10 protein-coding genes and 1 pseudogene are annotated in these 13,280 nt (G+C 73.5%); 4 read left to right on the top strand and 7 right to left on the bottom strand.

What is annotated here, in order from left to right; translation table 11 throughout:
• Positions 1-32: 32 nt before the first annotated feature.
• Positions 33-1,676: pseudogene (gene abc-f, locus ACFTZC_RS17365) on the top strand (ribosomal protection-like ABC-F family protein); the annotation flags it as partial.
• Positions 1,677-2,061: 385 nt separating this feature from the next.
• Here the strand turns inward: abc-f and ACFTZC_RS17360 are convergent.
• From ACFTZC_RS17360 to ACFTZC_RS17345, 4 genes are read right to left on the bottom strand one after another with little or no spacing between them, the layout of a single operon-like run.
• On the bottom strand, positions 2,062-3,291 hold the full coding sequence (locus tag ACFTZC_RS17360) for an ABC transporter permease (protein ID WP_382890468.1): 1,230 nt from the start codon (positions 3,289-3,291) through the stop codon (positions 2,062-2,064).
• Complete coding sequence (locus tag ACFTZC_RS17355; RefSeq protein ID WP_382890465.1) at positions 3,281-4,066, bottom strand: ABC transporter ATP-binding protein; 786 nt, start codon at positions 4,064-4,066, stop codon at positions 3,281-3,283. Before ACFTZC_RS17355 ends, ACFTZC_RS17360 begins: the two co-directional genes overlap by 11 nt.
• Complete coding sequence (locus tag ACFTZC_RS17350; protein ID WP_382890700.1) at positions 4,063-5,112, bottom strand: efflux RND transporter periplasmic adaptor subunit; 1,050 nt, start codon at positions 5,110-5,112, stop codon at positions 4,063-4,065. Before ACFTZC_RS17350 ends, ACFTZC_RS17355 begins: the two co-directional genes overlap by 4 nt.
• 8 nt (positions 5,113-5,120) lie before the next feature.
• Positions 5,121-5,633: a hypothetical protein gene (locus ACFTZC_RS17345; protein ID WP_382890463.1), complete on the bottom strand. Its 513-nt coding sequence runs from the start codon at positions 5,631-5,633 to the stop codon at positions 5,121-5,123.
• An 89-nt stretch (positions 5,634-5,722) separates the two neighbouring features.
• On the opposite strand from ACFTZC_RS17345, the gene ACFTZC_RS17340 reads away from it, so the two are divergent.
• From ACFTZC_RS17340 to ACFTZC_RS17330, 3 genes are all read left to right on the top strand, one after another.
• Positions 5,723-6,382: a response regulator transcription factor gene (locus ACFTZC_RS17340; protein WP_382890461.1), complete on the top strand. Its 660-nt coding sequence runs from the start codon at positions 5,723-5,725 to the stop codon at positions 6,380-6,382.
• A gap of 71 nt (positions 6,383-6,453) precedes the next feature.
• Complete coding sequence (locus ACFTZC_RS17335; RefSeq protein WP_382890698.1) at positions 6,454-7,770, top strand: sensor histidine kinase; 1,317 nt, start codon at positions 6,454-6,456, stop codon at positions 7,768-7,770.
• Positions 7,771-7,785: 15 nt separating this feature from the next.
• The gene (locus ACFTZC_RS17330) at positions 7,786-9,555 is read left to right on the top strand and encodes a hypothetical protein (protein WP_382890459.1); all 1,770 of its coding nucleotides are present in this window, start codon (positions 7,786-7,788) and stop codon (positions 9,553-9,555) included.
• A gap of 12 nt (positions 9,556-9,567) precedes the next feature.
• On the opposite strand, the gene ACFTZC_RS17325 is transcribed toward ACFTZC_RS17330, so the two are convergent.
• The 3 genes from ACFTZC_RS17325 to ACFTZC_RS17315 form a co-directional block, all read right to left on the bottom strand.
• Entirely contained in the window at positions 9,568-10,560 is a 993-nt protein-coding gene (locus ACFTZC_RS17325; protein ID WP_382890458.1) for a GNAT family N-acetyltransferase, read from the bottom strand.
• A gap of 279 nt (positions 10,561-10,839) precedes the next feature.
• Positions 10,840-11,523: an ABC transporter ATP-binding protein gene (locus ACFTZC_RS17320; RefSeq protein WP_382890456.1), complete on the bottom strand. Its 684-nt coding sequence runs from the start codon at positions 11,521-11,523 to the stop codon at positions 10,840-10,842.
• Between the two features lie 96 nt (positions 11,524-11,619).
• Positions 11,620-13,125 carry an ABC transporter permease gene (locus ACFTZC_RS17315; RefSeq protein WP_382890454.1) on the bottom strand — a complete coding sequence of 502 codons (1,506 nt, stop codon included), beginning with the start codon at positions 13,123-13,125 and terminating at the stop codon, positions 11,620-11,622.
• Between the last annotated feature and the right edge of the window lie 155 nt (positions 13,126-13,280).

Genomic DNA, 13,280 nt, shown 5'->3' with positions numbered 1-13,280 from the left:
GAGCGGCCGGGCATGACACACCAGGAAGAAGCATGCGCGAACGCGCCCAATTGGCGATCAAAGACATGTCCAAGGCGTACGGCGACCGGTCGGTTCTCGACCAGGTCTCGCTGACCGTACGCCCCGGCGAGAAGGCCGGCGTCATCGGCGAGAACGGCTCCGGCAAGTCGACGCTCCTGCGGCTGCTCGCCGGGGCCGAGCGGCCCGACAGCGGCGAGATCACCGTCGTGTTCCCCGGCGGCGTCGGCCATCTCGCCCAGACCCTCGATCTCGACCCGGCGCGCACCGTCCAGGACGCCGTCGACGCGGCCCTCGCCGGGCTCCGCGAGCTGGAGCGCCGGATCGCGGCGGCCGAGGCGTCCCTCGGGACGGCAGACGAAGCGCAACTGGCCGCGTACGGCGATCTGTTGACCGCGTACGAGGAACGGGACGGCTACCGGGCCGGTGCCCGGGTCGACGCGGCGCTCGGCGCCCTCGGCCTCGGGCACCTCACCCGGGACCGGCCGCTCGGCTCGCTCTCCGGCGGGGAGCGGTCCCGGCTGGCGCTGGCGTGCGTCCTGGCCTCGGCGCCCGAACTGCTGCTGCTCGACGAGCCCACCAACCATCTCGACCTCCAGGCCACCACCTGGCTGGAGGAACAGCTCCGGGCGCACCGGGGGACGGTCCTCGCCGTCACCCACGACCGGGCGTTCCTGGAGCGGATCGCGACGACGATCCTGGAGGTCGACCGGGACACCAGGACGGTGACCCGGTACGGCGACGGCTGGGCCGGCTACCGGACCGCGAAGGCCGCGGCGCGGCGCCGCCGGGAGCAGGACCATCTGGAGTGGCTGGCCGAGGTGGCCCGTACGGAGGAACTGGTCGAGGCGGCCGGCCGGCGGCTCTCGGGCACGGGCCGGGACCCGCGCGAGGGGTTCGGCAAGCACCGCCGCTCGCACGAGGCGAAGCTGTCCGGGCAGGTCAGGGCGGCGCGCGAGCGGCTGGGGCGGCTGCGCCGTGCCCCGGTGCCGGCACCGCCGGAGCCCCTGCGCTTCACGGCCACGCTGCGCGCCGTGCCGCCGGTGGAGGACACGTCTGCCGACGGCGCCACGGTCCCGGGCCCGGTGGCCGGACTGGACGACGTGGTCGTCGGTGACCGGCTCCGGGTGGCGGCCCTGAGCGTGAAGGCGGGCGACCGCCTCCTCGTCACCGGGCCCAACGGCGCGGGCAAGACGACCCTGCTCCGGCTGCTGGCGGGCGATCTGCGCCCGGACAGCGGTACGGTCACGGGCCCGCCCGGCGGCCCCGCCCGGATCGGCTACCTCCCGCAGGAGCTGCCCGCCGTACCGTCCCGGCGCCCGCTGCTGCACGCGTACGCGGCGGGCCGCCCGGGGCCGCCGGAGGAGCACGCGGACGAACTCCTCGCCCTCGGTCTCTTCCGGCGGGAGGACCTGGCGGTGCCGGTGGGCGCGCTCTCGGTCGGCCAGCGCCGCAGGCTGGAACTGGCCAGGCTGGCCGCCCGCCCCGCCGATCTGATCGTCCTGGACGAGCCGACGAACCACATCGCGCTCAGCCTGGTCGAGGAGTTGGAGAAGGCACTGCGGGGCTACCCGGGCGCGGTCGTGGTGGTCTCGCACGACCGGCGCTTCCGCCGCGCGTTCGAGGGCGCGCGGCTGGAACTGCGCGCCGGGCGGGTGGTACCGGAGGCGGACCGGGAACCGGAACTCCCGCCACGGTCCCGAGCCCGGGCCTCGCGGGGCCCCGACGTGGCGGCCGGGCCCCTGAGGGCCGACCTGGGGGCCGACCTGAGGCCCAGCCTCGCGGGAGCCGACCTGGGGGCCGGCCTCGCGGCGGCCGAGCCCCGTGGGACGAGACCCGTGGGGCAAGACCCGTGGGACGAGACCCGTGGGCCGGCCCCGCGGGACGAAACCCGTGGGACGAGACCCGCGGGGCAAGACCCGCGGGACGAAACCCGCGGGACGAAACCCGCGGGACGAAACCCGCGGGACGAAACCCGCGGGACGAAACCCGCGGGGCCGGCCCCCAGGTCGGCTCCCCCGCACGCGCCCCGCACGCGCCCCGTCACGCCGCCTGAAGTGCCAGCGTCGGGGACAGGAGCGAGGCGCGGACCGCCGGGTACAGGCCCGCCACCGTACCGATCAGGAGCGTCGCCGCGAAGCCGCCGCCCACCGCCCACAGCGGGACCACCCACGGCAGCCCGCCCGTGTACGCGTAGACGGCCGTCGCCGCGCCGCCCAGCGCCACGCCCGCCAGGCCGCCGAGGCCCGAGAGCATCAGCGACTCGGTGACGAACTGGATCCTGATCTGACCCCGCGTCGCGCCCAGCGACCGCCGCAGACCGATCTCGTGCCGCCGTTCCAGGACCGAGATGATCATGGTGTTGGCGACGCCGACCCCGCCCACCAGAAGGGCGATCCCGCCGAGCCCCAGCAGCAGCGAGGAGAACGCCCCCTCCGTCGCCGCCTTCGCCTTGAGCGCCGCCGACGGGTCACCGACCGAGACGTTCTGCGGGTTCTGCGGGTCGATCGTCGGTGCCAGCAGCTTCTGGACGGACCGTACGGACGCGTCCGTGGACCGCTCGTACACCGCCGTCGGATGCCCGTCGAAGCCCAGCAGCCGCTGCGCCCCCTCCCAGCCGACCAGCGCGGAGCGCTCGATGTCGGGTGCGAGCGGCAGCGGGTCGAGGATGCCGAGGACGGTGAAGTACCGGTCGTCGATCCACACCTGCTGCCCCGGCCGGTTGATGCCGAGCCGCTCGGCCGCCACGTCGCCGAGGACCACGGCCGGATAGCGGCCGTTGGCGTCGTTCAGCCATGTTCCCGCCGCCACGCCGCCCCGCAGGACCTTCAGCAGGTCCTCGGTCGCCGCTCTGACGCCGATCCCGCCGGTCTCCTCCTCGGGGATCTTCTCCGAGCGCCGTACCGTGACCGGGAGGTCGCCGGTCGCGCCGACCTCCTCGACCCCTTCGATACGGCCGACCATGCCGGGCGCGTCCTTGGGGAGTTTGACCTCCTCTCCGCTGAACAGGCTCTCGCCCGCCTCCGCCACCAGCAGGTTCGTGCCCAGCGCGTCGAGCTGGCGCAGCAGTTGGGCCTGGCTGGAGGCGGAGATCCCGACCACCGCGACCATGGTGGCGATCCCGATGGCGATGCCGAGCGCGGAGAGCACGATCCGGACGGGCCGGCTGCGCAGTCCCGCGGAGCCGACGTGGAGGACGTCCCGCGGACCGAGCCGCGCCGCCCTCAGCCGCGTACCTTTACCCGCCCTCAGCCGTGCACGTTTACCCGCCATCGGAGCGCGCCTCCCGCCGGACGTCCGACACCACCCGTCCGTCCCGGATCCTGACCTGGCGGGGCAGGAACTCCGCGATCTCCGTGTCGTGCGTGATCACCGCGATCGTGGCGCCCTCCGCGTGGAGGTCGCGCAGCAGCCCCATCACCGCCTCGCCGGACGCCGAGTCCAGCGCCCCGGTCGGCTCGTCGGCGAGCAGCAGGTCCGGGCTGCCGACGACGGCCCGGGCGATGGCGACGCGCTGCTTCTGTCCGCCGGAGAGCTCGTGCGGGCGGTGGCCCATCCGGTCGGCGAGCCCGACCCGTACGAGCGCCTCCGCGGCCAGCTCACGCCGCCGCGCCCGGGGCAGACCGGAGTAGAGGAGCCCTTCGGCCACGTTCTCCAACGCGCCCACGCCCGGCACCAGATGGAACGACTGGAAGACGAACCCGATGTGCCGGGAGCGCAGCGCGGACAGCCGGCGGTCGGTCAGTGAGGCCACGTCATGGCCCGCGATCTCGACCGTCCCGGCGCTGGGCCGGTCCAGCGTGCCCACGATGTGCAGCAGGGTGGACTTGCCGGAGCCGGACGGTCCGACGATCCCCAGCAACTCGCCTTCCCCGATGGTGAGATCGACCCCGTCGAGGGCGCGGACGCCGCCCGCGTACTCCTTGGTGACACCGCGGAGCCGTACGACGGTACCGGCGGTACGCGCGGTGCCGACGCCACCGTCGGAACCGGTCGCACTCGCGGTACCGGCCGCGCTCACGGCGTCGACCGTACTCGCGGTACTCATGCGGACGGCACCCCGACCTTCATGCCCTCGCGCACCCCGGCGCCGCTGACCTCGACCCGTCCCTGGCCGAAGATGCCCAGCTCGACCTTGATCTCACGCGCCGTGCCGTTCTCGACGGCCTGGACCCCGAAGCCCCCGCCCGGCAGCGCGAGCAGCGCGTTGACGGGGACGGACAGGACGTTCTTCCGGATCTCCCCGGTGAGGTTCACGGTGACGGGCGACTCGTCGAGGCCGGTCACCTTCTTCGGGTCGTCGAAGGAGACCGTGATGTCGATCTTGGGGGTGTTGTCCTGCGGGTCGTCCCCCGCCTTGGCGGTCTTCCCCACCGAGGACACCTTCCCGGCCGCTTCCTCACCGTCCGGGAACTGTACGGAGACCCGCGCACCCTCCTTGGCGAGCGCCACGTCGGCGACGGGGATCCGGAAGCGTACGACCCGTTCCGAGCCGGTGACCGTGAGGACCGGTCTGCCGGGCGCCACCTGGTCGCCCGGCGCCGCGCCCGCCTCCTTGACGCGCACCGCGCTGCCCGCGAAGGCGATCTGTTCCGGGCCGATCGTGCCGGTCTGTTCGAGGCCGAGGGACTTCTGCCAGCGTTCGACGGCGGCGGCCGTGTACGTGCTGTACTCGTCGTCGACGGTGAAGCCGGTGTAGCCGAGGGCCGCGAGGTTCTCCTCGAACTGGCGGACGTCCTTGCCCTTGTCCCCCGCCTTGAGGGTCCGGTACATCGGCTCGGCGCCGTACATGAGCCGCACGGCCGCGCCGTCGACCTCGTAGAGCCGCTCGCCCCGCTCGACGACCGAGCCGCCGCCCGCGGTCCAGGTGAGCGTTCCCGCCGGGCCCGCGTTGATCTTCCGCTCGCCGATGTGGCCGAGGGTGCCGTCCTGCTGCGTGGTGTTGCTCAGGTCGCCGCGGGTGACGGTGTCGGTCGCCCGGGGGAGCCGGGGATCGGCCTCGACCCGCTGTTCCTCCGAGCCGGTCCGGGCGGCGGTGACGGCGGCGCCGCCGCCCGCGACCACGACGATCACCGCGGCGGCGACGGCGAGCATGCGCCTCGTCACGGCCGCACGCTCGCACACGCCTTGTTGGCCTCGTCGAACTTCTTCTTCTCCGCTCCCTGCGGTATCGGCCGGGCCGCTGTCATCGAGCCGTCGAACTTCGGGTCGGGCATGTCGTAGCCGTTGTCCCGCATGCACTTCGCGAACTTGAGCGCCTTGTCCTTCTCGGCCTGCGTGAGCTCCTTCGGGCCGCCCGCGCCGCCCACGCCCGCGCACGCCTTGATCGCCTTCTCCGCCTGCTCCCGGGAGATGCCCTCCCCGCCGATCGCGATCCCCTCGCCGCCCTCGCCCGCCTTGGGCTCGCTCACCTTCAGACCCTGCTCACGCAGGCACTTGCGGTGCTCCAGGGCCTGGTCCGCCTTGTTGGCCTCCTCGCTCACCGCCGACTTCCCCGTGCCGTTGCCGCCCGCGTCCGCCTTCTCCCCGGAGCAGGCGGTGGTGAGGAGGGAGAAGGCGGCCACCGCGGTGGCCGCCATGATCCTGAGGTGTCGCTGTCGCTGTCGCGTTGTCATGGACCCGAGCCTGCGGCCGGGGTGCGTTTCGCTTCTCTCAGCGAATAGGTTTACGTCTGCGAAATCATCTCTTCGGATAGACAGGGCTCATGCGCGTACTGCTGGTGGAGGACGAGGCGTTTCTCGCCGAGATGATCGCCGAGGGGCTGCGCCGCGACGCGCTCGCCGTGGATGTCGCGGGCGACGGCGCGGAGGCGCTGCGGAAGTTGCAGTTCGGGGAGTACGACGTGCTCGTCCTCGACCGGGACCTGCCCGGGCTGCATGGGGACGAGGTGTGCCGCCGGGTGGTCGGGCAGCGGCTGATGACCCGGATCCTGATGCTGACGGCCGCCGGGAACGTACGGGACCGGGTCGAAGGTCTCGGCCTCGGCGCCGACGACTATCTGGCCAAGCCGTTCGCGTACGACGAACTCCTCGCCCGGGTCCTGGCCCTGGGCCGGCGCGCCCGGCCCGCCCTGCCGCCCGTGCTGGAACGGGCCGGGATCGTCCTGGACACCGCCCGCCGCCAGGCCAGCCGCGACGGCTGGCACCTCCAGTTGTCGCGCAAGGAGTTCGCCGTGCTGGAGGCGCTGCTGCGGGCCGAGGGGGCGGTGGTCAGCAGCGACGACCTGATCGAGCAGGTGTGGGAGGAACACACCAGTTACCGCACCAACGCGGTCCGGGTGACGCTGAGCAAGCTGCGCGCCAAGCTGGGGGAACCGACGGTGGTGGAGACGGTGCCCGGCGAGGGCTACCGGATCGCGTCATGAGCGGTACGAGCCGTGTGAAAGGTACGGGCCGCGTGCGGGGTACGGGCGGGCTCCGTGGCCTGCGGCCCAAGGTGGCCGGCGAACGGGGGCGGCTGACGGCCCTGTACGGCGGGCTCCTCCTCCTGGCGGGCGGGATGCTGACGGGACTGGTGTACCTGCTCGTACAGCAGGGGCTGTCCTCGACGGTCGACCTCGCCGTGACGAACGCGGTACCGGCCGGACAACTGGGGGAGCTGAGGTCGGCGGGACCCGCGGTCTCGGAGCGCACGGAGGTTCCCCTGCCCGTGAGCCGGGTGCCCCAGGACACCGGCCTCCCGCCGGACTGGGCGCCCGTGAGCCCCGCGCCGTCGGGCTCCGCCTCCGGGCGCGCCGCACCCTCCGAGCCCGGGAAGACCGGGCCGCTGCCGTCCGGGAAGGACGGTGCGACCAGGAGCGACGCGGTCCTGGTCGCCCGGACGGTGAGCGCGGCGGTGGAGAGCGCCACCCTGAACCGGCTGCTCGTGGTCTCGCTGACCGCTCTCGGCGGGTACGCGGTGGTGTCCGTCGTACTCGCCTGGTGGCTGGCGGGCCGGGTGCTCCGGCCGGTCTCCGTGATCACCGAGACGGCCCGCCGGCTCTCCGGGGAGAACCTCCATGAACGGATCGCCCTGGCAGGGCCGCCCGGTGAGCTGAAGCGGCTCGCGGACACCTTCGACGGGATGCTGGAACGCATGGAGCATCTGGTCTCGGCGCAGCAGCGGTTCGCCGCGAACGCCGCGCACGAACTGCGCACGCCGGTGGCCGTGCAGCGGGCCGCCGCCGAGATCGGGCTCGCGGGCACGCCGGACCAGGAGCGGGTGGCACGGATCCGCGCCAAGCTGATCGAGAACGCCCAGGACGGCGGCCGGATCATCGACGGGCTGCTGCTGCTGGCCTCGTCCGACCAGGGGCTGAGGGAACGCGAGCCGGTGGCCGTGCACGAGGTCGCGCGGACGGTGGCGGACCGGCGGGCGGACGAGGCGGCGGAGCGCGGGGTGCGCGTCGCGGTGCACGCGGAGCCGCTGACGGTCGCGGGCGACCCGGTGCTGCTGGACCGGCTCGTCGACAATCTGGTCGCCAACGCCGTACGCCACAACGTCCCCGGCGGCCGGATCGAGCTCCGTACGGGCCCGGGCACCGTCGAGGTCTCCAACACGGGCCCGGTGGTCCCCCGCGACACGCTCCCGCTGCTCTTCGAACCCTTCCGCCGGCTGGCGGCCCGTACCCACAGCCCGGGGGAGGGTGGGGCGGGTCTGGGCCTGTCGATCGTCGACTCGATCGCCCGCGCCCATGACGCGACGGCGACGGCCACCCCGAACGGGGAGGGCGGCGGTCTGACGGTCACGGTGTCGTTCCCTGCGCTCCTCTAGTCTGACCCGGTGCGGATGAGCGAAAGTACGGCGGCCGAGCGCGGGGAGAGAGCCACCGGACCGCGCGCCCCGGAGGCGGTACGGGAGCCGGATCGCGCGGCGCGGCCACCGCGCCGGCCGTGGTGGCGGGTGCCGCTGGTCGCGACGGGGGCCGTCGTGCCGCTGTACGCCGTGTGGGTCGTCGCCCTCGCGACCGGCGGGGGCGATCTCGCGGCGCAGTTCGCCTGGGCCGGGTTCATGGCCCGCCATCCGGGCTCCGCGTACAACCTCTCCTGGTACGGCGGTACGCACACCGCCAACTACAGCGTGCTGGCCCCTCCCCTGATGGCGGTCCTCGGCGTCCGGACGGCCTCGGTGCTGGCGGGGCTGGCCGGGAGCTGGGCGCTGGGCCTGCTGCTCGTGCGTACGGGGGTGCGGCGGGCGGTGTGGCCGGCGCTGCTCGGCTCGGTCGCGCTCTGGTGCAATGTCGCCTCCGGGCGGACGACGTTCGCGCTGGGGGCCGCGATCGGGCTGTTCGCCCTGCTCGCCACGCTCGGGCTCCGTACCTCCCTGCCCGGTACCTCCCTGCCCCGTAGCGGCCGGCTCCGTACCGCCAGGTTGGTGTCCGCGTGGCTGCTCGCCGCTTCCGCCACCCTGGCCAGCCCCGTCGCCGGGCTCTTCCTCGTCGTCGTGGGGGCGGCGTATCTGCTGGACCGGCAGTGGGTGAGCGGGGCCGGGCTGGTCGTGCCGCCGTTCCTGGTCGTCGCGGCGACCACGCTGCTCTTCCCCTTCGAGGGCGAGCAGCCGATGAGCCCCGGCAAGCTGTGGATGCCGCTGGTGACCTGCGCGGCGCTCTGCCTGGCGGCGCCGCGGAGCTGGCGCGTGGTGCGGTACGGGGCGTTCGTGTACGCGGCGGGGGTCGTGCTGACCTTCTCGGTCTCCTCGCCGATCGGCACGAACGTGGAGCGCCTGGTGGGCCTCGCCGGGCCGCCCGTCCTGCTGGCGGCGCTGCTGACCCGCGGGCCCGGCCCGCTCCGTACGCTCAGGGCGCCCGCGCGCCCGTCGCGCCCGTCAAGGGCCGTCGTGCTGCCGCTCGTCCTCCTGGTGACCGTCTGCGTCAACACCTACTGGTTGCTCAGCAAGACGGAGGACGACCTCGTCGTGTCCACGTCGGTGCCCGCCTGGGCGGCGCACACCGAGGGCGTGGTCGCCGCGCTGGACCGGCTGGGCGCCGACCGCACCCGCGTCGAGGTCGTCCCCGCCCGCAACCACCGCGAGGCCGATGTCCTCGCCCCGTACGTCAACATGGCGCGCGGCTGGAACCGGCAGCTGGATGTCGAGCGCGGGCGCCTCTTCTACGACGGCGGACGCGGCGCCCGTACGCTCGCCCCGGACGCGTACCGCGCCTGGCTGGACCGCTGGGCGGTCGGCCTGGTGGTGCTGCCGCACGGAAAGCCCGACAGCCCGGCCGCCGCCGAGGCCGCGGTGGTCGCGGACGGGCCGCAATGGCTGACCCCGGTCTGGCGGGACAGTCACTGGACGGTCTACCGCGTACGGGACGCGGTGCCGTTGGTGACGCGGCCGGCCGAGGTCGTACGGAGCGACGCGGCGTCGATGGTCGTCCGGATGGAGGCGGCGGGTTCGGTGACGGTACGGATCGCCTACTCGCCCTGGCTCAGGGCCCCCGGCGCCTGCGTGTCGCGCGCGGGCGACTGGATCCGGCTGACGGCCCCGGCGGCGGGCGAGTACCGGCTGGACTCGGCGTACCGGCTGCCCGGGGCGGGGGCGTCCGGCTGCCGGGACTGAGTGCCACGACCGCTACAGCTTGGTCCGGAACACCCCGGCCGGACGCTCACGGCGGTATCCGAGCGCCTCGTTGACGGCCAGCATCGGCCGGTTGTCGTCGGCGACGGTGGTGCTGATCTCCCGTATGCCGGGGCGGAGTTCGTGGAGCCGTTCCAGATGGTGGCGCTTGACGGCGCGGGCGAGGCCGCGGCCCCGGTGGGACGGGACGACCAGGGTGTCGTACTGGACCGCCCGGACGTCCGAGGGCGCGGCCAGCGCGACCTCCGTGTACGCGACGACCGCGTCGGCGTCGTTCGTGTCCAGGACCGCGGAGGTGAAGAGCGTTCCGCCGCGCTCCTCGACCAGCCGGGCAGCGGCCCGTATCCGGTCGGTGTCCCAGCAGGGGGTCCGCTCGTCGAGCTGGCCCCGCTGGAGGTCGCTCAGCGGCTCATGGGCGCGGGTGAAGGCCTCGGCCAGGCGGTCGGGGACGACGCCCTGCCAGTCGGTGAAGCGCAGCCCGTCGGGGAGCGCGGGGTGGGCGGGCAGCGGTATGCCCTCCAGGACCTGGCGGACCCGCTGGAGGTACCGGCCGAGCGGCAGGACGTTGGTGAAGCCGAGGCTGTCGACGAACGCCTCGCCCGCGCCGCCGAGTTCGAGGACGGTGGAGACGGAGGTCCTTCCGCCGGCGACGAGTTCGGCGCGGATGGCCGCCCAGAGCGCGGCGCCGATTCCGTGCCGCCGGGCGTCGGGGCGGACGATCAGGGTGTCGAGGAAGGCCGTGTGGCGGTTGTTCCGCTCGGTGAACAGGACCAGGGAGGCGACGCCCTCGTACGCCCCGTCGGGGGCCACCGCCGCGAGATGGAGGCTCCGCCCGCCCACCGGCGGCATGCGCAGCTTCCCCTCGGTCTCGACCCGGCTGCGCTCGGGCACCGACGCGGGCAGATCACGGGCGTGCGCCGCGGCGACGACTCCGTACCAGGATTCAGTCTCGGCATCCGAGGGCGGACTTCCCAGAGTGATCAGCATGGACCGAACCTACGCGTGCGAGAGGGGCGACGCCCCCGTGTTAGGAGGACATCCGGGCGGACGGGCGAGTCGAGGAGGGCACTTGCGCCCCGGGAGTCACAGGGATTCCCGGAGTCACAAGTGCCCCGTACGGCACTGTCGGCACTGCTGTACGGCACGGACCTGAGGCATGGGCGCACGGCATAGTCGCGCGCTTCAACCGCTGTTCTCTCAGACGGTTTTACTTCAGGAAGCGTCGCTTCGGAAGGCGTCGCCGGAGATGCGGCGGAAAGCGTCGCGTCAGGCGGCCGCGTTCTCGGTGACCGTGACCCGGCCCTTGCGGATCGTGGCGAGCCGTGGGGCGCGACGGGCGATCGAGCTGTCGTGCGTGACCATGACGAAGGTCAGGCCGTGCTCCTTCCAGAGGCCCTCCAGCAGCTCCATGATCTCGTCGCGCATCGACTCGTCGAGGTTCCCGGTGGGCTCGTCGGCGAGCAGCACCTTGGGCCGCTTCACGAGCGCGCGGGCGATGGCGACACGCTGCTGCTGACCTCCGGAGAGTTCGCCCGGCACATGCCCGAGGCGTTCCCCGAGCCCGACGGACTCCAGTGCCCGCGCCGCCTGTTCGCGCCGGGCGGCGCCCTTGAGGCCGAGGGGTACGAGGGCCGTCTCGACGTTCTCCTGCGCGGTGAGGGTGGGGATCAGGTTGAAGCTCTGGAAGACGAACCCGATGGACTCCGCCCGCACCTTGGTAAGTCGGGATTCGGACAGTCCGGCCAGATCCACCCCGTCGAATTCCACGCTTCCCTCGGTGGGCCGGTCGAGACCGCCGAGCATCTGGAGGAGCGTGGACTTGCCGCCGCCGGTGGGTCCCTGGATGACGAGCCGGCCGCCGTCCTCGATGGTCAGATCGACGCCGGCGAGCGCGTCGACGGTCTGCTTGCCGCGCGCGTAGCGCTTGGTGACGCCTCTGAGCTGGTACACGGTTCAACTCCTGCTGTACGGAAGGCGGAAGGTTGTACGGACTGCTGGGGGCGGCGACCGGGAGGGGCCGACTGCCGGCAGGCTCTCGGCGCCCCGTCACTCGACGCGGCGCAGCGCGTCCGCCGGGCGCAGCCGCGAGGCGCGCCAGCCGCCGAAGCCGCCCGCGATCAGGCCGCCCGCGACGGCGAGCGCCACGGCGACACCGATGGTGGAGACGGAGACGGGCGCGGTCAGGGCGATGTCGAGCGCCTTGGAGGCCGCCTGCCGGCCCGGTCCGCCGCCGGCTCCCATCGGTCCGCCGCCGAAGCCGCCTGCCATGCCGCCCGCGCCGCCCGTGGAGCCCGTGGAGCCAAGCTCCGCGGTGAGGGTGGGGCTGATCGCGGTGACCAGGTAGGCGCCGCCGAGGCCGAGCGCGATGCCGAGCACCCCGCCGAGCAACCCGTTGACCAGGGCCTCGCCGACGACCTGCCGGGTGACCCGGCCGCTCTTCCAGCCGAGCGCCTTCAGCGTGCCGAACTCCCGCACCCGGCGGCTGACGGCCGAGGAGGTGAGCAGTCCGGCGACCAGGAAGGCGGCGATCAGGACGGCGGCGGAGAGCCACTTGCCGACGGTGGTGGCGAGGTCGGAGGCGGTGGAGAGGGAGCCGGAGACGGTGTCCGCGAGATCGGCGGAGGTGGTGACCGTCGTGTCCGGGATGTTCTTCTGGATGGCGGACTTGACGGAGTCGATCTGCTGCGAGTCGGCGGCCTTGACGTAGACCGTGGTCACCTTGTCCTTGGCGTCGGCCAGGGTCTGGGCCTTCTTCAGCGGGATGTAGAGGTTGGCGGCGGAGTCCCCGCTGTCGGCGGTCGCGATGCCGATGATCGTGAACTTCACCGAGGAGATGGTGACGGTCTTGCCGACCGCGAGGCTCTTCTCCGTGGCGTACGCGCTGTCGGCGACGGCGACCGCCGCGTCCGTCTCGGTGCTCGTGAAGGTACGCCCCTTGGTGATCTTGGAGGAGGTGAGCGGACCGAGCGCGGGCGAGGTGACGTCCGTACCGTAGACGGAGTACGAGTCGACGTCGAACGCCGCGCCACCGCCCCGTACTTCGCCGCCGGAGCCACCCGAACCGCCGCCCATGCCGCCCCCGCCGCCGGGGCCGCCCGTGGCGCCGCCCTCCTGCGGGGTGAACTCGCCGGGCCGGAACTCCCCGTTCACCTTGAGGACGTTGAGGCTGAGCCCGCCCACGGCCGTGGCGACGCCGTTCTGTTCACCGACCTTCGTGACGGTCGAGGAGGCCAGGGTCTGGAAGCCCTGGACCATCACCCGGTCGCTGCTCTGCTCGGCGTCCTCGTCCGAGTCCGAGCTGCCCCGCGCGTCGAACTCGAAGCGGCGGCGATTGGTGTCCCCCTCGCCGGGCGGGGTGGCGGCCTTGGTGACCGTCATGTCCGTGCCGAGCCCGTACAACGATTGCAGGACCTTGTCCTGGGCCTGGCCCATGCCGGCGGAGACCGAGCTGACGACGATCACGAGTGCGATGCCCAGGGCGAGCCCCGAGGCGACGACGAGCGCCGCCTTTCTGCGACGGCGCAGCTCGCGCCGGAGGTAGGTGAAGAACATGGGCGTGAAGGTAGGCGCCCGGGGTGATGGCCGGATAAGTCCGGGGTGAGAGCGGGATGAGAACGCGGACGGGGGCGGCCCCCCGCGGGGGGCGCCCCCCCGCCGGGGACACATTATGGGGGGGGGGGGCGCGGGGGGTGTGAACAACGCAACAG

The sequence above is a fragment of the Streptomyces sp. NPDC056987 genome (assembly GCF_042673865.1).
Classification (GTDB): domain Bacteria; phylum Actinomycetota; class Actinomycetes; order Streptomycetales; family Streptomycetaceae; genus Streptomyces.
This window is presented reverse-complemented; position numbering and strand designations above follow the sequence as displayed.

Coding starts and splice junctions, on each gene's coding strand:
- ACFTZC_RS17355 (WP_382890465.1), bottom strand. CDS start 4,066: ATGAGTACCGCGAGTACGGTCGACGCCGTGAGCGCGGCCGGTACCGCG.
- ACFTZC_RS17340 (WP_382890461.1), top strand. CDS start 5,723: ATGCGCGTACTGCTGGTGGAGGACGAGGCGTTTCTCGCCGAGATGATC.
- ACFTZC_RS17360 (WP_382890468.1), bottom strand. CDS start 3,291: ATGGCGGGTAAACGTGCACGGCTGAGGGCGGGTAAAGGTACGCGGCTG.
- ACFTZC_RS17325 (WP_382890458.1), bottom strand. CDS start 10,560: ATGCTGATCACTCTGGGAAGTCCGCCCTCGGATGCCGAGACTGAATCC.
- ACFTZC_RS17330 (WP_382890459.1), top strand. CDS start 7,786: ATGAGCGAAAGTACGGCGGCCGAGCGCGGGGAGAGAGCCACCGGACCG.
- ACFTZC_RS17315 (WP_382890454.1), bottom strand. CDS start 13,125: ATGTTCTTCACCTACCTCCGGCGCGAGCTGCGCCGTCGCAGAAAGGCG.
- ACFTZC_RS17350 (WP_382890700.1), bottom strand. CDS start 5,112: ATGCTCGCCGTCGCCGCCGCGGTGATCGTCGTGGTCGCGGGCGGCGGC.
- ACFTZC_RS17345 (WP_382890463.1), bottom strand. CDS start 5,633: ATGACAACGCGACAGCGACAGCGACACCTCAGGATCATGGCGGCCACC.